Genomic DNA, 19,730 nt, shown 5'->3' with positions numbered 1-19,730 from the left:
GCGCCCCTTGCTGCTGCCACTCCAGCACGATGGAAACCGTCCAGTCGAAAGCGATCCAGGGCCGTGTCGCCGATGCGCCGAGCGGCCATTGGGTCTACCGGGTGCTGCCGCGCTGGCTGTGGCCCCATGCGCAGCTGGCGCGCTGGGACCGACCGATCGGCTGGCAGCTGCTTTTATGGCCTTGCTGGTGGTCCGCCGCACTTGCCGCGGGCGCCTATCCGCGCCCGACCGACCCGCTGCTGACGCTGCTTCCGGCGCCCTGGTATCTGCTGATGTTCTTCATCGGCGCGGTCGCCATGCGCGGCGCCGGCTGCACCTATAACGACCTCGCCGACGAGGATATCGACAATCAGGTCGAGCGCACCCGCTCGCGGCCGCTGCCGGCCGGCAAGGTGACGCGCCGCCAGGCCTGGGCATTCGTCATCATCCAGGCGCTCGTGGGCCTGGCCGTGCTGCTGCAGTTCAACAGCTTCGCCATTCCGCTCGGCATCGCCTCGCTGGCGATCGTCGCCGTCTATCCCTTCATGAAGCGCATCACCAACTGGCCGCAATTCGTGCTTGGGCTCGCCTTCTCCTGGGGCGCGCTGATGGGCTGGGCGGTCGAGTTCGGCGACATCGATGACCCGGCGATCATGCTCTATATCGGCTCGATCCTGTGGGTGATCGGCTACGACACGATCTATGCGCATCAGGACAAGGAAGACGACGCCATCGTCGGCGTGCGCTCGACGGCGCGGCTGTTCGGCGACAACACCAAGACCTGGCTGGTTGGGCTTTATGGCGGCGCGCTGGTCTGCTTCGCCATCGCCTTTGCCTCGGCGCAGGTGCCGGTGGTGTCACTGGCGGGGCTGATCGCCGCCGGCGCGCATATGGCGCGTCAGATCATCCGGCTCGACATCAACAATCCGGACCAATGCCTGAAGCTGTTCAAGTCGAACAACCAGGTCGGCTGGCTGATCTTCCTCGGACTGATCGGCGGCTCGGTCTGGATATGGCTGAAGCCGCTGGTGTAGTTCTCCCTTCTCCCCGTTCCACGGGGAGAAGGTGGCGGCAGCCGGATGCGGGGCAGCGCCGACCTGGGAGGCAAGGTGAAACGCACGGCGGCGACAGAGCGCGTGTATTCCATCAAAGTTTGAGATGGCCAAAATGGCGGAGGTCAGCGCTGCCCCTCATCGCCCTGCCGGGCACTTCTCCCCGTATAGTGACGGGGAGAAGAAGGCTGTCATCGGCTACTCCCTTGCAATAATCTCTTGGCCGTCGATGACCAGCCTCAGGCCAAGGTTGCCGGCCTTGCGGCGGGCGAGGAAGCGCGGGCGGCGCATGTTGGAGACGCGGCCCTTGCGGCGCTCCTGCGGCGGCAGCGCCTTGATGGCGACGCCGAGCGATTCCTCCAGCGTGCGGGCAATGCCGTCGGCCTCGATCAGCAGCATCGGCAGGCGATAGGCGTCGGCCCAGGCGCGCCAGTCGGCGGCGACGTCCTCGAGGTCGTCGGCGACCAGCAGCGGCACCGACAGCATCGGGTCATTGTGCAGGAGTTCCAGCGTCACGGTGACGTTGCCGTCCGGATCTTCCATGGCGCGCGCGGCGACGCCGAGGAAGGCCTTGGCGGGCAGCGCGATGATCGCCGGCACGCCGCTCATCTCCAGCATGCGGCGGATGACGGCGCCGCGCTGGTCGATGGTGAAGGTGACATCGCCATAGTCGTCGCGGGTGGCGTAGCTCACCATCTGCGGCAGGCGAAACGGGTCGAGACGCATGTTGCGCCCGGCCCAGACTGGCTTCAGTCCAGTGTTCATCGAATGTCTTCCCTGTTACTCCTGAGGGCCGTTTTCCGGTTCTCTCAGGGCCGGTTTTTCCGGCCTCGTTATGGGAAGAAACATTAGCGCTCGCTTCTTACCGTCGCGCTTAAGAAGTTCGGTTAAATTTTGCTGATCGCAGCGATGGTTATCGGAATGCGACCGGCCGCCGGATCCAGGAAGGATCAGATAACCTTACCGGGATTCATGATGCCGGCCGGATCGAAGGCCGCCTTCACCCGTCGCATCAGATCGATGGCCATCGGCGGCGCCGTGGCGATGAGCTCGTCACGCTTCAACTGACCGATGCCGTGCTCGGCCGAGATCGAACCGTGGAAGGAGCGCACGACGTCGTGCACGGCGTGGTTCATAAGGTGGTAGAGGTCGAGGAACGCTTCGTCCCGCCAGTCCACGGGGCGCGAGATGTTGTAGTGCAGATTGCCGTCGCCCATATGGCCGAAGCAGACGACGCGCGCGCCGGGGCAGACGGTCTCGACCACGCCGGCCGCCTTTTCGATGAACTCGGGGATCGAGGCGATCGGCACGGAGATGTCGTGCTTGATCGAGGCGCCCTCCGGCTTCTGGCATTCGGGCAGCGTCTCGCGGAAATTCCAGAAGGCGTCACCCTGGGCGAGGCTTGCCGACACCACGGCGTCGCCGACGATGCCCTGTTCGAGGCCGGCCGCAAGAATCTCCTCGATCAGCGCCTTGCCGTCCTCTTCGGAACGGCCGGACGAAACCTGCATCAAGACATACCACGGCCAGTCATCGGCCAGCGGCCGCGTGATGCCTTGACCATGCTTGAGCGTGAAGTCGTAAGGCCGTTTGGCGATCAATTCAAAAGCGGTGAGCGAGGCGCCGGCGCGATCCATCGCCAGGGTGAACAGCGACAGCGCGTCGTTCGGGGATGACGGAAGACCGGCAAAAGCGACCTCCCTGCCCTTCGGCTTCGGGAACAGTTTCAGCACCGCGGCGGTGATGACGCCGAGCGTGCCTTCGGCGCCGACGAAGAGGTTCTTCAGATCGTAGCCGGTGTTGTCCTTCTTCAGCTTGCGCAGATCGTCGAACACCTCGCCGGTCGGCAGCACCACCTCGACGCCGAGGCAGAGCTCGCGCGCATTGCCGTAGGCAAGCACGCCGGTGCCGCCGGCATTGGAGGAAAGATTGCCGCCGATCTGGCAGGAGCCTTGCGCGGCGAGCGACAGCGGAAACAGCCGGTCGGCGGCGTCGGCGGCTTCCTGCAGCGTCTGCAGGATGACGCCGGCCTCGACCGTCACCGTATTCGACAAGACATCGATCTCGCGGATGCGGTTCAATCGCGACAGGGACAGCACGATGTCGTGGCCGGATTTGTCGGGCACCTGCGCGCCGACCAACCCGGTGTTGCCGCTCTGCGGTACGATCGGCGTTCCGGTCTCGGTGGCGAGGCGCATGATGCGGCTCACTTCCTCGACGCTGCCCGGCCTGAGCACAAGCGATGTGCGGCCATGCCACAGACCGCGCCGTTCGGTGATGTAAGGCGCGATATCGGCCTGGTCGCGCAGCGCGTATTTTTCGCCGACGATAGAAGCGAAACGGTCGATGACGGCGGGATCGAGATCGAAGGGCTGATCGTTCATGGTTCGAAACTAGAGCATGATGCCGAAAAGTGTGAAGCGGTTTTCGGACATACTCTACTTCCTTGACTTGGGGGGCGCTCAGCCGATCTTGTCACGCGGCGCGGCAGCGCGGGCAAGCCGGTCGTTGATCGCCTCGCCCAGTCCCTCGAACGGGATGGGCTCGACGGCGATGGTCGCGGCTCCGACGCGATCGAGCGCCTGCATGAAGGCGAAGAGGTTGCTGGCCGCCTCGCGCAGATCGCCGGCTTCGGAGAGATTGCGCAGCGCAATCGCCTGTTCCCAGCCCGCGGCGCGTTTGCCGCCGAAAGCGAGCAGCGCCTCGCCCCCGGCAATCTTGTCGACGTTCAGCCGCATTGCGGCGCCCGGCGCGTAATGCGAGGCGAGCATGCCGGGCGCCTCGATGCCACTGGCGCCGCGCAACAGTTTCGCGCCGGCCACCGCCTCTATCTCCTCGGCGCCGATGCCGCCGGGCCGCAGCAGCCTGAGTTCGCCGTGCTCGACCTTGACGATGGTGGATTCCAGACCGACGGGCGTCGCGCCGCCATCGACGACCAGCTTGATCCTGTCGCCGAGATCGGCGGCGACAGCACCTGCGGTGGTGCCGCTGATCCTGCCTGAGGAATTGGCGCTGGGGGCGGCGAGCGGGCGGCCGAGCCGCGCGATCAGTTCACCGCCGAAGCCCCTCGGCATGCGCAGCGCGATGGTATCCAGCCCCGCGGTGGCCAGCGGATGGATGCCGCTGTCGGCGCGGTGCGGCAGGACCAGCGTCAGCGGACCGGGCCAGAACGCCTCGGCGAGCTTGGCCGACAGCGGATCGAAAACGGCAATGCGGTCCGCCATGGCGCGATCGGCGACATGGGCGATCAGCGGGTTGAAGCGCGGCCGGCCCTTGGCCTCGAAAATGCGCGCTACGGCAACGCCATTGGTGGCATCGCCCGCCAGGCCGTAAACCGTCTCGGTCGGGATGGCGACGACATCGCCGCCTTCGAGCAGCGCCAAAGCATGCTCCAGAGCCTCGCCGACCGCCAATATCTCAGCCAAATGCGCCACCAGTCTCGAACATGCCGGTCCCGTAATACGGCCGCTTCTCTCGGGCAAGTGCGGGCATTGGCGATTTATCAATCCCTAAAATGTTAAGGTTCCGCGCAAGCCGGCTTCAATGTGCCGGCCCTAAGGTGCGGGTTTGATGTCTTTGCGGGCTGGGGAGTTCTTGTGATGCGTTTGCTCGGAGCGTTCGCTATCGGCCTTTTGGCCATGCACGGCGCGGCGCATGCTTCGTCGATCATCGTGCTTGGCCCCTCGACCTCGACGCCGTCGGTGATCAGGCTGAATGTGATCGAGCCGGCCAAGCTGTCCGCGGCCGTGACGCCGTCGGTAATAGCGCTGGGCGATCCGATGCCCGCCGTCACCGACGAAAAGGTCGCGGCAATTCCCGAAAAGTCCGGACACCAGCTGGCCCCGATGATCATTCGCGGCGGCGTGGTCGGCGGCGCTTTCGCAACGCCCGCGCCGACTGCGGCGGCCAAGCCCGCGACACCCGCGGCCACCGCACCGGCCAACGGCACTTCGCCTGCGACGCCCGCCAACGGCACCGCTTCGAACGGCAACGGCAAGACCAGCAACCAGCCTGCCGCGACGGCCAATGCGTCGCCCAGCGCGCAGCCACAGACGCAGACGCAGACGCAAAACACCACGCCACCGCCGCGCGTCGGCAAGGCGATGTAGTTCACATTGAACTTCGCCCCTCTATGCTAGGCGGCTTCTGTTTGGTTTGACGCAATTCCGGAAAACCGCTCCACACTTTTCCGGAAATTGCTTTGGCCAGCCTGTCCGATTTCCGTCACCCGGATCGGGCACGATGGCTCAGACGTTTCAAAGGGGGTTTTCCATGACTGTTTCGAAAGCAATCGCCGTTGCCGGCCTGGTGGCGGCCACAGCGTTGGGTGCCGGCACGGCGCGGGCCGACGACATGCTCGGCTCTTACGTGGCGCGGATTTCCGATCGCGACCATCGCGCCAGCGACGGCTATCCGTTGAGCAGCGCGGCGCAGATGGTGCGGCAGGACCGCGCCAACTGGCACAAGTTCCACCGGCGCGACAGCGACGACCAGGGCGATCCCTGGTTTCGCAGCGACGGCTCGCGCGCCGACCTGCAGCGCATGCTGGAACGCGGCGGCGCCATGAGCAGCGCCACAAGGCGCGCCATCGTCAACGGCGAGCCGTTGATCGAGGTCGACGTCTATTCCGACGCCGTGCGGGTCAGCATCGTGGAAGATTGAGACGCTGACAAAAAAGGGCGGCGCCTGGGACGCCGCCCCACATTTTTCAGACGACGGGAAACGGCTCAGGCGGCCTCCTCCTTGTCGTCGTCGTCGTCGTCGGACTCGTCTTCGTCCTCGGCGTCTTCATCCTCGTCGTCGGAGTCGTCATCGCTTGAGGCTTTGGCTTCTTCGTCCTCGTCGTCGCTATCCTCGTCGTCTTCATCCTCATCGTCCGATTCGTCGTCGACCGAGGCAGTGGTTTCCTCGTCGCCGTCTTCGTCGTCGCCATCTTCCTCGTCATCGTCGGACGGATCGGCGGCTTCGGCAGCCGCGGCGGCGGCGTGATCGAGGACGTTTTCGGAAGCGGATTCGGTGGCCTCGGCGGCGGCCGGGGTCTCTTCAATCAGGTCGATATCGTCAACGGAATTCATGGCATGCCTCCGTGGTTTTGGGAACGCATCGTTCTCCCACGCGGAGGTCATCGCCATATGACTGTAAGCCGGCTCCGGCGCATTAAATTTCCAGCGCCAGATTGTTCTGGAATGCCCGCATCCTAGCGGATGCGAGCAGCGCCGACGGACGATTTTTCGCGCCGTCAGCCGACGATTTTTGAAAAATCCGCGACCTGATCGGTCGCCGCGCGGATGCGGGCGAGCAGCGCCAGGCGGTTGGCGCGCACGGCCTGGTCCTCATCATTCACGAGAACACGCTCAAAGAATGAATCAACCGGTTCGCGCAACACGCTAAGCGCCAGCATGGCGGCGGAAAAATCTTCGTTTTGAATTGCTTGGCCGGCTTCCTTCTCGGCCTGATTCACCGCGGCATAGAGCTTCTTTTCCGCGTCCTCGCGGAACAATGCCGGCTCAACAGTCTCGGCGACGAGCGTTTTCTTCTTCTTCTCCTCGGCGGCCAGGATGTTGGCGGCGCGCTTGGTGCCGGCGAGCAGGTTCTTGCCCTCGTCGGTGTCGAGCAGGGAACCCAGCGCCTCGACGCGGCGCACGATCTGCAGCAGGTCGTCGGACTGCGGGGTGATAACGGCGTCGATCAGATCGTGCCGCGCGCCCTGGTCGCGGAGGTAAACTTTCAGGCGGTCGTGGAAGAAGGCGAGGAGACTTAAAGCTGTTTCCCAATACCTGTCGGCCGAGCCCTCCTCGAATTTGTCGGCGGCCTCCTGACTGATAAGTCCGTCAAGAATCTCAGACTGGAATCCCGATGGCATTAATCCAACACCTTCGAGCTTCTGTGCAGCCTGCAAATATTCCGCGTAGCCTCGCAGCCGGAGCCCTATGGAATGATCTACGAACGAGGCAGCAAACAGCCCCAGAAGCGATACTGTTCCGCTTGAGTAGTGTGTCCTGAGATCGATTTCATTCTCCAATACCAATCTCACTACTCCGAGTGCGGCCCGCCGCAAGGCGTAAGGGTCCTTCGACCCGGTTGGCTTCTCGTCGATGGCCCAGAAGCCGACCAGCGTATCCAACTTGTCGGCCAGCGCTACAGCTATCGATACAGGATGGCTTGGCACATAGTCAGACGGTCCTTGAGGCTTGTAGTGTTCTTCTATGGCATTCGCTACAGCCGAGTCTTCGCCTTGTAGCGCCGCATATTTCCGACCCATCGCGCCCTGCAATTCAGGGAATTCGCCGACGACTTCAGTCTGTAGGTCCGCTTTAGCTAAAACAGCAGCGCGTGTCGCCGCTTCATGCAGACCAATCCGCTCAGCGTCCAAAGTCGCGCCAGAACGTTGGTCACCCTGAAAGAAATTTGGCTGCCTCGACAGCCTAAGCACGATTTGACTCGCCAACTTCTTGATGCGCGCGACCCTCTCCCCTTGCGTGCCGAGCTTGGCGTGGAAGGTGACGTTCAGATGGTCGAGCCGCGCCATGCGCTGATCGAGCGGCTTGTTCAAATCGAGGCCGAACTTCGCTGCCGATTCCGCGAGTTGGTCGAGGTCCGGCAGGTCGCCCTGGTCGGTCTTCCAGAAATAGAGCGCGTCGGACAGGCGCGCCCTGACCACCTTGCCGTTGCCATACGCGATTTCCTTACCGCCATCATTCGCCTCGATGTTTGCGACCAGGACGAAGCGGTTGGAGAGGTCTTCGGCCGCGCCATGCGGCCGCGTGACAAAACACTTCTGGTTGGCCCGAATGGTGAGGCGGATCACCTCGCCCGGAATGGTGAGAAAATCCCGTTCGAACTCGCCCATCAGCACGACCGGCCATTCGACCAGGCCGGAGACTTCCTCCAGCAGGGCTTCGTCCTCGACCAGGTCGAGGCCGTTGGCGAAGGCGATGTTGCGGGCGTCGGCGAGGATGATCTCCTTGCGCCGGTCGGCATCGAGCACGACCCTGGCGGCCTCGAGCTTCGACACATAATCGTCGAAGCGGCGCACGGTGATGGCGCCCGGCGCATGGAAGCGGTGGCCATAGGTGACGTTGCCGGCACGGATGCCGTCGATCTCGAAATCGACCACGACAGGCTCCTCGGTCTCCGGGCCGAAGGTGCAGACGATCGACTGCAGCGGCCGCACCCAGCGCAGAGAGCCGGGCTTGGCCGAGGCCGGCCCCCAGCGCATCGATTTCGGCCAGGGGAAGCTCTTGATGATGCCCGGCACCAGTTCGGCAATGATCTCTTCGGCCGCCCGGCCCGGCTTCGAGATGTGGGCGACATAGAAGTCGCCCTTCTTCGGATCGGAATGGACATGCGCCTCGGCGACCGATGACAGGCCGGCCTTGCGCAGGAAACCCTGCACCGCCTGCTCGGGCGCGGTGGTCGAGGGACCCTTGATCTCCTCGCGGATATCCTTGGAGCGCGCGGTCAAGCCACGGATGTCGAGCGCCAGGCGCCGCGGCGTCCAATATTCGCGCGCCGCCTCATAGGTGAGACCCGCCTCGACCAGACCGTCGGTCAGCATCTTCCGGAGGTCGCCGGCAGCCTTGCGCTGCATGCGGGCGGGAATCTCTTCCGAGCGAAGTTCTAGAAGCAGGTCAGGCATTGGTTCAGCTCATGCGGGCGAATTGTCCGGGCGGCATAGCAACTCGACCGGCCGCTGTCACCCTGCATGCCGATCTCCATTTCGATCGATTTCAGGAAATTTTCAGGTCTTTGTCGGGACGCAGCGGGTCCACCCGTCCTAAGTGCAGACATCCCATGAACCTAACGCTGCGCTGAAGCGACAAACGCTCAGGCAGAGACGTATTGGCTGAACGACGATGAAAACGGCATCGAGAACCCTGCAGATCCTGGCGCTCAGCGCCTGCTTCGCCGCCCAGGCGCACGGCACGATCACGATGCCGGGGGTCAGGCAGGCCATGCGCACGATCGACGGCGCGACGGCGCAGATCGTATTGCCGGCCGATCCCACTACCGTGAAAACCCTGTCGGCTTAAGCCGCCGCGAGCCCGCCCGCCCGCGTCTTCAGGAACGCCTCGCCGCATGCCTTGGCGAGGTTGCGGACGCGCAGGATGTAGCTCTGCCGCTCGGTGACCGAGATCACGCCGCGCGCGTCGAGCAGGTTGAAGACGTGGCTTGCCTTGATGCACTGGTCGTAGGCCGGAAAAACCATGCGGTGCATCGCCAGATTGTCGCTGGGCTTGGGCGTGCCGGCATCGAGCAGCGCCTTGCACTCGGCCTCGGCGTCCTCGAAATGCCTGAGCAGCATCGAGGTGTTGGCGAATTCGAAATTGTGGCGCGAATATTCCTGCTCGGCCTGCAGGAAGACGTCGCCGTAAGTAACCTTCTCGGCACCCTCGCGGCCGTTGAAGTTCAGGTCGTAGACATTGTCGACGCCCTGCACATACATGGCGAGCCGCTCAAGCCCGTAGGTCAGTTCGCCCGCCACCGGCGCGCATTCGATGCCGCAGACCTGCTGGAAATAGGTGAACTGCGAAACCTCCATGCCGTCGCACCAGCATTCCCAGCCGAGCCCCCAGGCGCCCAGCGTCGGGCTTTCCCAGTCGTCCTCGACGAAGCGGATGTCGTGCAGCAGCGGATCGACGCCGATCGCCTCGAGCGAGCCGAGATAGAGCTCCTGCAGGTTCGGCGGATTGGGCTTCAGGACCACCTGGTACTGGTAGTAGTGCTGCAGGCGGTTCGGGTTTTCGCCGTAGCGGCCGTCCTTCGGCCGGCGCGAGGGCTGCACATAAGCGGCGTTCCAGCGCAACGGACCGAGCGCCCGCAAGGTGGTTGCCGGGTGGAAGGTGCCGGCGCCGACTTCCATGTCGTAGGGCTGCAGGATGAGGCAACCATAGTCCGCCCAGTAATTGTGCAAGGTCAGGATCAGCCCCTGGAAGGAGCGGCTGGGATGCATATGGGCGGGAATCTCGATGGTCACGGCGGCCTCGGAAAGCGCAGAATGACGCTTCCCTAGTTGCCGGGCCGCCGAGCGTCAAGGCGGCGGCCCGCATCCGACGAGGTTGAACGCTTTGCGGCCGGCTGGCCCATTGCCGGCGCGCGGCGGTGATCCTTTGCTCCGGCGAGCTTCAACAACGAAGGTTCCGTCATGTCCGGTCAACTCACCGTACGACCCGTCACAAGGCAGGATTACGAGCAGTGGCTGCCGCTCTGGGACGGCTACAACGCGTTTTACGGGCGCTCCGGCCCGACGGCGCTTGCCGGCGAGATCACGCAGATGACCTGGTCGCGCTTCTTCGATGCCTATGAGCCGGTGCATGCGCTGGTGGCCGAGCGCGACGGCAACCTGCTCGGCCTCGTCCACTATCTCTACCATCGCTCGACGACGTCGATCGCGCCGACCTGCTATTTGCAGGATCTCTTCACCACGCAGGCGGCGCGCGGCCAGGGCGTCGGCCGGGCGCTGATCGAAGGCGTCTACGACCGCGCCGGCCAAGCGGGCGCGAACCGCGTCTACTGGCTGACGCATGAGACGAACCACACCGCCATGCAGCTCTACGACCGGATCGGCGAGCGGTCGGGGTTCGTCGTCTACAGAAAGATGTTCTAGCTCTCTGACACAGGGATTTTGAAAGGTCGCCGTTCGTCGGGAAGAAAGACTTTCATCGTCCATTTCCGCGAGATGAGCGCCAACGCTGGAGATTGGCTAAAGCCTTCCCAACCTCGTCATTCCAGGGCGGAGCAGCCGCGAAGCGGCGTCGCGCAGACCCTGGAATCCATTCCGTGACCTTGATCGAAGAACGCAGCGGAGCAGAATTCTGCGCCGTTGCAACGCTTTAAGGTCACGGCATGGATTCTATGGTCTGCGCCGCGTCGCTTCGCTCCTTGCTCCGCTATAGAATGACGATCGCGATGGGCGCTTCGGCTAAGACGCCAGGCCGAAACGAAAACGGGGCTCGACGAGCCCCGCATTCTTGAACGTCGACGAAAGTCGCTCAGCCCTTCGGCGCGGGCGTCGGGTCCGGCTTCACTTTCGGGGTTTCCTGCGCGGTGCTGGATTCGATCGGCGGCAGGCCCTTGAGCAGCTTCTGCTGCAGGGTGGCGAGCACGTCCGGATCGGGCTTCAGGTCGCGCGCCTGGGTCCACTGATAGGTAGCCTCGAGCTTGCGGCCGACGCGCCAGTAGGCGTCGCCGAGATGGTCGTTGAGGACCGGATCCTCCGGCTTCAGCGACACGGCGCGTTCCATCTCGCGCACGGAGTCGTCGAAGCGGCCCATGCGGAAATAAGCCCAGCCCAGCGAATCGACGATGTAGCCGTCGTTCGGCCGCAGGTCGACGGCCTTCTGGATCATCGCCAAGCCTTCCTTGAGGTTCATGTTCATGTCGACCCAGGAATAGCCGAGATAGTTCATGACCTGCGGCTGGTCGGGCTGCAACTCCAGCGCCTTGCGGAAATTGGGTTCCGCCTTCGGCCATTCCTTCAGCCGCTCATAGGCGATACCGCGCTGGTAGAAGATGTTCCAGTTGGCGGCGGTCGGCGTCTTCAGCTGCTCGACGGCTTTGTCGTAGAGATTGGCGGCCGAGCGGAAATCTTCCTTCGAACCATAGACGCCGCCGAGCGCCAGATAGGCGCGCATGTCGTCCGGGTGCTTGTCGAGATAGGCCTTGAGGTGGGAAATCGCCTCGTCATGCTTGTCGAGATCGGCAAGGTTGAGGCCGATCTGCAGGTCGGAAAGCTCTTTCAGCGGCGAGGACGCCGGAATGCGGCGATAGAGCGCGACGGCGCCTTCGCCGTCCTTCAACTGCTCGGCGACGGCGGCAAGCTGCACAAGGGCTGAGTCGCTGTCCGGCTTCAGCGCCAGGGCGTATTGCAGGTAAAGCCGCACGAAAGGCTCGCCGCCGCCGCGGTTGAGCGCGGTGGCAAGGTCGAGCAGGATTTCGGACGCCCCGTCCGCCGGGCTGGCGACGAGCGGCTCGATCTTTTCGCCCTTGGCGATGCGGTCGCGCAGCGTGGTGATCTCGAGCTTGCCGGGCGCGAAGGCCTCCGCCTGGTTCAACACCGCCTGAGCCTTCGCCTTGTCGCCCTTGCGAGCAAGGAACGAGGCATAGGCCTGGGCGTTGCGCATCCAGGTTTCGGGCGCGGAACCGCCGGCGGCGGTGTCGGCCATGGTGGCGGCGTAGATCTCATCGGCCTTGTCGTTCAGGCCGGCGGCGTCGGCGATCAGCGCGCGGTGGAACGACTTGAACAGGCCGAACCAATCCGGGCCCTTCAGCTTGTCGATAGCATCCATGGCCTCGGACGCATTGCCGGCGCCGTCCTTGGCCCAGCCGTCCATGACGCCGGAGAGCAACCGGTCGAGGTCGGATTCGAGCGACAGCTTCAGCCAGTACTGCGCCTTGGTGTAGTCCTTCTTGTGGAAGGAATCGACCGCCAGCGCCAGGCGCGAGAAGCGCTCGACGTCGGGCACTTCCTTCAGCTTGTCGGCATAGACCAGCGATTCCTCGAAACGGCCTTGAGCGACCAGCGCCAGCATCAGGCTCTGCTGCAGTTCCTTGTCGTCCGGCGCAAAGGCCAGCGCCTGCTTGTAATAGGTGATCGCGTCGCCAAGGTCGTTGTCGCTTTCGGCGATATGGGCAGCAAGATAGGCGCCCGAGAAAGACGTGATCTGCAGCGGTTTGGCTTCTTCCTTGGCCTGGACCGGAAGCACCCAAAGCGCCACACCGGTCAAAAATGCCAACCTCGTCAGCCAGCGCGCACGTCCTTGCATCGTATCCCTTTCAGCCAGATGCGATCCCGCCCTTGGAGGACCGCCCCACAGACTCGAACTTTTCCGGTCAAAGCATGGCCTTTTTGCGGTCAGGCTTCAATCGGCAAGCGAATCACAATCCAATCATCCCGCTTAACAAACGATGGCAAGCAGCGAAAATATGCGGATCGGCGGCTGAATTTCGACAAATGCCGGGATGAGCGGTCTAAAGTTCCTTGTTTTGCGCAATTCCGGACGGAAGGCCACGGCAAGGCGCCGAGCTAACCGCTGCGCACTTTTCCTGGAAGGCCGCCCGCCGCGACCGCGACCGCACAGATCGAACCACTCGCAGCCTGGCCGGCTTTGGGATTGAAAGGCTCAGTTGACGCGGCTGATGCAGAAATCGATGACGTCGATCAAGGCCGACTTCTGCGGCGTCGCTTCGAGCGGCGCCAGCGCATCACGGGCGATCTCGCCGAAATGGCGCGCGCGGCCGATCGTGTCGGCGATGGCGCCGTGGCGGGCCATCAGGCCGATCGCCTTTTCGAGCCCGGCATCGTCGGCGACATTGTCCTCGATGGCGCGCTTCCAGAAGGTGCGCTCGGCCTTGGTGCCGCGCCGGTAGGCGAGGATCACCGGCAGCGTCACCTTGCCCTCGCGGAAATCGTCGCCGACATTCTTGCCGAGGTCCTTGCTGGAGCCGCCATAGTCCAGCGCGTCGTCGATGAGCTGGAAGGCAAGGCCGAGATTCATGCCGTAGGAGCGCAGCGCCGCGCGATCGGTGCGCGAGGCCTGGGCGATGACCGGCCCGACTTCGGCGGCGGCCGAAAACAGCGCCGCGGTCTTTGCCTTGATGACGGCGAAATGCTCGTCCTCGGTGGTTTCGAGGTTCTTCGCCGCGGCAAGCTGCATCACCTCGCCCTCGGCGATGATGGAGGCGGCCGCCGACAGGATGTCGAGGGCTTCGAGCGAGCCGACCTCGACCATCATGCGGAAAGCCTGGCCGAGCAGGAAATCGCCGACCAGCACGCTTGCCTGGTTGCCCCAGATCATGCGCGCGGTCTTCTTGCCGCGGCGCAGCGCACTCTCGTCGACCACGTCGTCATGCAGAAGCGTGGCGGTGTGCATGAACTCGACCGCGGTGGCGAGCTTGACATGGCCTTCGCCGGAATAGCCGAACATCTGCGCGGCAGCGAGGGTGAGCATGGGCCGCAGGCGCTTGCCGCCCGACGAGATCAGATGGTTGGCGATCTCCGGGATCATCTCGACGTCGGAGCCGGCCTTGGACAGGATCAGCTCGTTGACGCGCCCCATGTCGGCTGCCGTCAGATCGATCAGGTCCTTGATGGAAGCGGGTTCCCGCTTGCCTTCGATGTTGAGAACGACTCCCACCACAATCACTCCCGTCTCAATTGACGCGCACGACAGCACGCTTGAAGCGCCTCGCGCTGAAACGAATTCAGGCGCCGTGCTTCAAGTCATTTTTGATGCATGTCGTTGTCCCAGAACCGCTGCGCACTTCTGGGCGACATGCACTAGTCCCAGGCCGACTCTAGGGCGGCACAACCGGGCACGGCAAGAGGCGAATTGGCGCGGCCATGCCGACGGTGTGTCTACCCGCACGTTTACACGAACGCCGCAACCTGCGATTTTCATTCCATGATCGAGCTTGTCCGCACCAACGACGCCGTCGTCATCTCCTTTGTCGAATCGCTGATGCGCGATGCCGGCATCGCCTGTTTCGTCGCCGACCAGAATATGAGCGTGCTCGACGGCTCGCTCGGCATCCTGCCCCGGCGGGTGATGGTCGACGCCGAGAAGGTCGATGCCGCGCGCCGCATCCTCAAGGATGCCGGTATCGAGAACGAGATCCGCAAGAAGTAATGGCAACGACCACCGCCCCCGTCCCGGATACGCCGGCGCACACGGTCGATGCCTTCCATCGCGGGCGCTTCTGGCTGGTGCAGCCGAGCCGGGGCGGCCATCGCGCCGGCATGGACGCCATGATGCTGGCGGCCGCGGTGCCGTCGGCCTTTTCCGGGCGACTCGCCGATTTCGGCGCCGGCGCCGGCGCCGGCGCCCTTGCCGTGCTGTCGCGCTGCCCGGCGGCGCGGGCGGTGCTCGTCGAGCGCTCCTCCGAGATGGCGGGGTTCGCCGCCGCCACGCTTTCGCATCCCGGCAACGCGCATCTCGGCGACCGCGCTTCGGTGCTGACGGCGGATGTCACGCTGACCGGCCGGGCGCGCACTGAGGCCGGGCTTGCCGACAATTCCTTCGACTTCGTCATCATGAATCCGCCTTTCAACGCCGCCGAGGACCGCTCGACACCGGATGTCCTGCGTAAGCAGGCGCATGTGACGGAAGATGGGCTGTTCGAGCGCTGGATCAGGAGCGCGGCCGCCGTCGTCAGGCCGCGCGGCGGGCTGGCCGTCATCGCCCGGCCCGAGCAGTTGGTCGCGATTCTCGATGCGATGGAGGGGCGCTTCGGCGATGCCGAGATGCTGTGCGTGCATCCGCGGCCGGACGCGGCGGCGATCCGCATCGTCGTCAGGGCGGTGCTCGGCGCGCGCGGAAAACTGTCGATCCGCCCGCCGCTCACCTTGCACGGACCATCCGGCAACGAGCCGACGGAGCGGACGGAAATGATCAATAACGGGCTCTCATCGCTGTTCGGCGATTGATCCGGGGCCGGCGATGCGGCATTGCCGTTGGCTGGCGAGTTCCTTACATGCCCGGGAGCAAAGATGAGTTTCTCATCTTCACTCCTGCAAATCGACCGGAGACACTCGTTCGTGAAACGCCTCTTAAACCGCCTGCTGCCGAAATCCTGGCGCTCGACAGTCGTCACCATTCCGGTCGTCCGGCTGCAAGGCGCCATCATGGCCGGCGGCGGCCAGTTCCGGCCGAGCCTGTCGCTCGCCTCGACGGCAGGCCTTATCGAAAAGGCGTTCGGCTTCGACGCGCCGGCGGTTGCCATCTCGATCAATTCGCCGGGCGGCTCGCCGGTGCAGTCGCGGCTGATCTTCAAGCGCATCCGTGATCTGGCGGGGGAAAAGAACAAGAAGGTGCTGGTCTTCGTCGAGGACGTGGCGGCTTCCGGAGGCTACATGATCGCGATCGCCGGCGACGAGATCTTCGCCGATCCGTCATCGATCGTCGGCTCGATCGGCGTCGTCTCCGCCTCGTTCGGCTTCCCGGAGCTGATGAAGAAGATCGGTGTCGAGCGGCGCGTCCACACCGCCGGACAGAACAAGGCGGTGCTCGATCCGTTCAAGCCCGAGAAGGAGGAAGACGTCGAGCGGCTGAAGGCGCTGCAGCTCGAAGTGCACGAGACCTTCATCGACCTCGTCAAGGAGCGGCGCGGCAGCAAGCTGAAGGACGATCCGAACCTGTTCACCGGCCTGTTCTGGACCGCCAAGAAAGGCCTCGAGCTCGGCCTTGTCGATGCACTGGGCGATATGCGCGGCGTGCTCAGGACGCGTTTCGGCGACAAGACGCAGCTCAAGCTGATCACCGCGCCGCGTGGCCTGTTTGGGCGTTTCGGCCTGTTCGGCTCGCGTGCATCGGCGCCCGATATCGCCGCCGCCGCGGCCAGCGGCGTCATCGATGCGGCGGAAGAGCGCGCGCTGTGGGCACGCTTCGGGCTTTGAAAAAGCCATGATTGCGTCTAGCATGACCGCTTGACCGACCCATCCGGCCGGCCTTGCCGCGAGAACGCGGGAGGAGTTTTGAGATGCCGCAGATCATTTTCTTCGCCGTCGTCGGCGCCGCCGCATACTTTGGCTACCGCGCTTTCGTGCGCGAGGCCGAGCGCGTGACGGCCAAGATCCGGCGCACCGAGAAACAGGCGGCGAACGGCACGATGGGCACGCTGGTCAAGGATCCGAAGACCGGCGAATACCATCTCGCCAAGGACTGATCCCATCTCGCCAGCAGCCGACATTCTGGAGCCCGGCACGGAAGTCCGGACGTGGCTTGCGCCCGCCAAGATCAACCTGGCGCTGCATGTCACCGGACAGCGCGCCGACGGCTATCACCTCATCGACAGCCTTGGGGTGTTCACCCGCTTCGGCGACCGGCTCGAGATCGAGCCGGCGGAGCACGACCAATTCTCGGTATCCGGCCGGTATGCCGCCGGCCTGCCGCTCGACGCAGACAATCTGGTGGTGAAGGCGCGCGATGCCTTGCGCCGGGAAGCCGGCGCGCAGCCTGCGCCGCCCGTGGCCATCAGGCTCGAAAAGAACCTGCCGATCGCCTCAGGCGTCGGCGGCGGCTCCAGCGACGCCGCGGCCGCGCTCAACGCTCTGGCGCGGCTCTGGAAGCTCGACATCGACGGCACTTCGCTGGCCCGGATCGGGCTTTCGCTCGGCGCCGACCTGCCGATGTGCCTCAAGGGCAAGCCGCTGATCGCGCGCGGCATCGGCGACGAGATGTCGCCGTTGCCGGTGTTTCCGGCGCTTGGCCTGGTTCTGGTCAATCCCGGCGTCGCCGTATCGACGCCGGACGTGTTCAAGGCGCTCGCCCGGCGCGACAACGAGGCGCTGCCGCCGCTGCCGAAGCGTCTCGATTTCCACGCCGTCCGCAACTGGCTGGAGACGACGCGCAACGATCTCGAGGCGCCCGCCCGATCGATCGAGCCGGCGATCGGCGAAGCGCTGAAGGCGCTCAAGCGTGCCGACGCCGCCTTCATGCGCATGTCCGGCTCCGGCGCCACCTGCTTTGGCCTGTTCGAGACCGGCAATGTCGCCAAGCGCGCCGCGATCGAGATCCGCGCGCGACACCCCGACTGGTTCGTCGCCGCCACCCGCAGCATGGAGGCGAGCGATGGCGAAGCTTGACGAGAGCCGGCCCTTCATCCCGGTGCGCATCGCGGTGCTGACCGTTTCCGATACGCGCAGCCTCGCCGACGACAAATCCGGCCAGACGCTGGCCGACCGCATCACCGAGGCCGGCCATACCCTTGCCGCGCGCGATATCGTCACCGACGACCGCGAAAAGATCCGCGACAAGGTTCTCGGCTGGTCGAAGGACGACAACATCGATGTCGTCATCACCACCGGCGGCACCGGCTTCACCGGCCGCGACGTGACGCCGGAGGCGCTGGAACCGATCTTCGAAAAGCGCATGGACGGGTTTTCCGAAGTCTTCCACCGCATCTCCTACGACAAGATCGGCACCTCGACGATCCAGAGCCGGGCGACGGGCGGCGTCGTCAACGCCACCTTCGTTTTCGTGCTGCCGGGCTCGCCCGGCGCCTGCAAGGATGCCTGGGACGGCATCATCAAGACGCAGCTCGACTACCGCCACATGCCCTGCAACTTCGTCGAGATCATGCCGCGGCTCGACGAGCATCTCAGGCGCGGCGGCAAGCCCGGTGCATAACTGAAGGCAAGACATCCCGATCGGCATCCGGTTCGCAAGCGAAATGGCGCTTGCGCCTTCGAGGCGCCATTCCGAAGCCGATCCCGGAGAAGTACCTTGTGTGAGCGAACAAGGGACAATCCGCCATGACCGTTCACAGCGGCGGCTGCCATTGCGGCAATATCCGCCTCAGCTTCTCCAGCGCGCTCGATCCGGCCGCACTGGAAATCCGTGCCTGCCAGTGTTCGTTCTGCACCCGGCACGGTTCGCGGGCGGCTGCCGATCCGAACGGCAGGCTGGTCGTCTCGGTCTCGGACAGGCAACGCCTGCAGGTCTATCGCTTCGGCCTGCGCACCGCCGACTATCTCGTTTGCCGCAACTGCGGCGTCTATGTCGCGGCAATCGCCGGAGAAAAAGACGACGCCAGGGCAATCGTCATCGTCAACGCGCTCTACGAGCGTGAGCGGTTCTCGCGCGAGCCTGTCGCGGTCAGCTACGACGCCGAAAGCCGCGAGCAACGCCTGGCCAGGCGCCGCAGCGCCTGGATGCCGGTGGATATCCAGCTGAGCTGACCTGTCGAGTTCAGCGGATGACAGATTTAGCGGATGACCGGCTCGCCGTGAAAACGGCGGCGCGACGGATTGGAGACGCCGAAGCCGATTTCCATCATCAGCCGCGGCGTGTGCGCCGGCACCGTGCCCATGTGGAAGCCGAACGGATCCTCGACGAAGCCGAGGCCCGCCTCGCCCGTCAACGTGACCGGGCTTTGCGGGCCGTAGACGCCGAGAACGTCCTCTGCGGGATGGCCTACCAGCAGCGTCAGCTGATGCCTGAGCGCGCGGCGCTTGTGGCTGCCGCGGACATAGACATGCGGCCCGGTGCCTTGATCGACTGGCACCAGGTAGAAGAAGAACTTCAGCATCCGCCAGTCGTCGAGGTCGAAATGATATTTGCCCAACGAGGCGAGGTTCTTGTCGGCGTCCGAAGCCTTGCCGGTTGGAAAACTCCACCAGACGCGCGTGGTGATCAGCTTCGCCTGGCCGCCGAGATAATGCCGGGCGATGTCGAGCAGCAGCGGGTCCTTCTGGATGGCGAGCGCTGCCGGGCAGTCCAGGATGCGCTCGAAATAATGGCCGCTGAGCAGCGAACGGCCGAGACGTTTCTCGGCCTCGGCATAGTCGCCCGGCATGAATTCGAGGCGGCGGTCGAAATTGCCGAAACAAGATGTGCGCTGCGCGAATGCGGCGATCTCCTGGTGGATCGCCGGGGGCAGCATCAAGCCCGAAAACAGGCCTTCGGCGCGCAAACTCTCGACCACTGCCTTGCGGTCGATGCCGGTGAACATCGTCTCCCCCGCATCGTCGAGCGGGCGGGCGCGTCTGGCGCTAAGCCAATGCAGGCGACGCCCGGACATGGTGCGTGCCAGCACGAACATCGGCAGCCAGGCCGGATTTTCGCGCAGGTCCTTCAGATAGGTCGGGATGCGCACGGCGATGCGCCTGAACAGGCTGCCGTTGCAGGCGATCGCCTCAAGGCTGGCCGCGCCGGAGTTGTCTGCAAGATTCATCGGGGTCCCTCAAATGCATGGCGTACA

21 protein-coding genes are annotated in these 19,730 nt (G+C 64.5%); 12 read left to right on the top strand and 9 right to left on the bottom strand.

Going from position 1 to position 19,730, the window contains the following annotated elements:
• The first annotated feature begins 29 nt into the window (after window positions 1-29).
• Window positions 30-1,013, top strand: a complete 984-nt coding sequence (gene ubiA, locus DPM33_RS02475) for a 4-hydroxybenzoate octaprenyltransferase (protein WP_112095289.1) — start codon at window positions 30-32, stop codon at window positions 1,011-1,013.
• Between the two features lie 216 nt (window positions 1,014-1,229).
• On the opposite strand, the gene DPM33_RS02470 is transcribed toward ubiA, so the two are convergent.
• The 3 genes from DPM33_RS02470 to DPM33_RS02460 form a co-directional block, all read right to left on the bottom strand.
• On the bottom strand, window positions 1,230-1,796 hold the full coding sequence (locus DPM33_RS02470; RefSeq protein ID WP_112095288.1) for a DUF6101 family protein: 567 nt from the start codon (window positions 1,794-1,796) through the stop codon (window positions 1,230-1,232).
• A gap of 185 nt (window positions 1,797-1,981) precedes the next feature.
• On the bottom strand, window positions 1,982-3,415 hold the full coding sequence (locus DPM33_RS02465) for an FAD-binding oxidoreductase (protein ID WP_112095287.1): 1,434 nt from the start codon (window positions 3,413-3,415) through the stop codon (window positions 1,982-1,984).
• Between the two features lie 78 nt (window positions 3,416-3,493).
• Complete coding sequence (locus DPM33_RS02460) at window positions 3,494-4,456, bottom strand: L-threonylcarbamoyladenylate synthase (protein WP_167448916.1); 963 nt, start codon at window positions 4,454-4,456, stop codon at window positions 3,494-3,496.
• 174 nt (window positions 4,457-4,630) lie between these two features.
• Here DPM33_RS02460 and DPM33_RS02455 point away from each other — a divergent pair, with 174 nt between their 5' ends.
• Both DPM33_RS02455 and DPM33_RS02450 read left to right on the top strand, forming a co-directional pair.
• Window positions 4,631-5,140: a hypothetical protein gene (locus DPM33_RS02455; protein WP_112095285.1), complete on the top strand. Its 510-nt coding sequence runs from the start codon at window positions 4,631-4,633 to the stop codon at window positions 5,138-5,140.
• Window positions 5,141-5,303: 163 nt separating this feature from the next.
• Window positions 5,304-5,693: a hypothetical protein gene (locus DPM33_RS02450; protein ID WP_112095284.1), complete on the top strand. Its 390-nt coding sequence runs from the start codon at window positions 5,304-5,306 to the stop codon at window positions 5,691-5,693.
• Between the two features lie 65 nt (window positions 5,694-5,758).
• Here the strand turns inward: DPM33_RS02450 and DPM33_RS35725 are convergent, their stop codons facing one another.
• On the bottom strand, window positions 5,759-6,106 hold the full coding sequence (locus DPM33_RS35725) for an ATPase (RefSeq protein WP_146770185.1): 348 nt from the start codon (window positions 6,104-6,106) through the stop codon (window positions 5,759-5,761).
• Between the two features lie 164 nt (window positions 6,107-6,270).
• The gene (glyS, locus tag DPM33_RS02440; RefSeq protein ID WP_112095283.1) at window positions 6,271-8,670 is read right to left on the bottom strand and encodes a glycine--tRNA ligase subunit beta; all 2,400 of its coding nucleotides are present in this window, start codon (window positions 8,668-8,670) and stop codon (window positions 6,271-6,273) included.
• Between the two features lie 217 nt (window positions 8,671-8,887).
• On the opposite strand from glyS, the gene DPM33_RS36075 reads away from it, so the two are divergent.
• A complete protein-coding gene (locus DPM33_RS36075; RefSeq protein WP_167448915.1) occupies window positions 8,888-9,064 on the top strand; it encodes a hypothetical protein in 177 nt (58 codons plus the stop codon).
• Here DPM33_RS36075 and DPM33_RS02435 read toward each other — a convergent pair.
• The gene (locus tag DPM33_RS02435; RefSeq protein ID WP_208648358.1) at window positions 9,061-9,984 is read right to left on the bottom strand and encodes a glycine--tRNA ligase subunit alpha; all 924 of its coding nucleotides are present in this window, start codon (window positions 9,982-9,984) and stop codon (window positions 9,061-9,063) included. The two genes, DPM33_RS36075 and DPM33_RS02435, sit on opposite strands and share 4 nt — an antisense overlap.
• Window positions 9,985-10,176: 192 nt before the next feature.
• Here DPM33_RS02435 and DPM33_RS02430 point away from each other — a divergent pair, with 192 nt between their 5' ends.
• Window positions 10,177-10,638: a GNAT family N-acetyltransferase gene (locus DPM33_RS02430; RefSeq protein WP_112095281.1), complete on the top strand. Its 462-nt coding sequence runs from the start codon at window positions 10,177-10,179 to the stop codon at window positions 10,636-10,638.
• 385 nt (window positions 10,639-11,023) lie between these two features.
• On the opposite strand, the gene DPM33_RS02425 is transcribed toward DPM33_RS02430, so the two are convergent.
• Window positions 11,024-12,796, bottom strand: a complete 1,773-nt coding sequence (locus tag DPM33_RS02425) for a tetratricopeptide repeat protein (protein WP_112095280.1) — start codon at window positions 12,794-12,796, stop codon at window positions 11,024-11,026.
• Window positions 12,797-13,153: 357 nt separating this feature from the next.
• Window positions 13,154-14,167, bottom strand: coding sequence for a polyprenyl synthetase family protein (locus tag DPM33_RS02420; protein WP_112095919.1), 1,014 nt, complete (start codon window positions 14,165-14,167; stop codon window positions 13,154-13,156).
• Between the two features lie 267 nt (window positions 14,168-14,434).
• Between DPM33_RS02420 and DPM33_RS02415 the strand changes: the two genes are divergently transcribed.
• The 7 genes from DPM33_RS02415 (at window position 14,435) to DPM33_RS02385 (ending at window position 18,708) form a co-directional block, all read left to right on the top strand.
• A complete protein-coding gene (locus DPM33_RS02415; protein ID WP_027164594.1) occupies window positions 14,435-14,659 on the top strand; it encodes a putative signal transducing protein in 225 nt (74 codons plus the stop codon).
• A complete protein-coding gene (locus DPM33_RS02410; protein WP_112095279.1) occupies window positions 14,659-15,456 on the top strand; it encodes a tRNA1(Val) (adenine(37)-N6)-methyltransferase in 798 nt (265 codons plus the stop codon). Before DPM33_RS02415 ends, DPM33_RS02410 begins: the two co-directional genes overlap by 1 nt.
• 111 nt (window positions 15,457-15,567) lie before the next feature.
• A complete protein-coding gene (locus DPM33_RS02405) occupies window positions 15,568-16,425 on the top strand; it encodes a S49 family peptidase (RefSeq protein WP_112095278.1) in 858 nt (285 codons plus the stop codon).
• 83 nt (window positions 16,426-16,508) lie between these two features.
• Window positions 16,509-16,694 carry a hypothetical protein gene (locus tag DPM33_RS02400; RefSeq protein WP_112095277.1) on the top strand — a complete coding sequence of 62 codons (186 nt, stop codon included), beginning with the start codon at window positions 16,509-16,511 and terminating at the stop codon, window positions 16,692-16,694.
• 25 nt (window positions 16,695-16,719) lie between these two features.
• Window positions 16,720-17,613 carry a 4-(cytidine 5'-diphospho)-2-C-methyl-D-erythritol kinase gene (locus DPM33_RS02395; RefSeq protein WP_112095276.1) on the top strand — a complete coding sequence of 298 codons (894 nt, stop codon included), beginning with the start codon at window positions 16,720-16,722 and terminating at the stop codon, window positions 17,611-17,613.
• Entirely contained in the window at window positions 17,600-18,157 is a 558-nt protein-coding gene (moaB, locus tag DPM33_RS02390; RefSeq protein ID WP_112095275.1) for a molybdenum cofactor biosynthesis protein B, read from the top strand. Before DPM33_RS02395 ends, moaB begins: the two co-directional genes overlap by 14 nt.
• Before the next feature lie 125 nt (window positions 18,158-18,282).
• Window positions 18,283-18,708 (top strand): GFA family protein, encoded by a 426-nt coding sequence (locus DPM33_RS02385; RefSeq protein WP_112095274.1) that lies wholly within the window; start codon window positions 18,283-18,285, stop codon window positions 18,706-18,708.
• A gap of 26 nt (window positions 18,709-18,734) precedes the next feature.
• Here the strand turns inward: DPM33_RS02385 and DPM33_RS02380 are convergent, their stop codons facing one another.
• Window positions 18,735-19,703, bottom strand: a complete 969-nt coding sequence (locus DPM33_RS02380) for a hypothetical protein (RefSeq protein WP_112095273.1) — start codon at window positions 19,701-19,703, stop codon at window positions 18,735-18,737.
• Window positions 19,704-19,730: the final 27 nt, after the last annotated feature.

Origin of the sequence: Mesorhizobium hawassense, from assembly GCF_003289945.1 — a bacterium.
GTDB classification, from domain to species: domain Bacteria; phylum Pseudomonadota; class Alphaproteobacteria; order Rhizobiales; family Rhizobiaceae; genus Mesorhizobium; species Mesorhizobium hawassense.
This window is presented reverse-complemented; position numbering and strand designations above follow the sequence as displayed.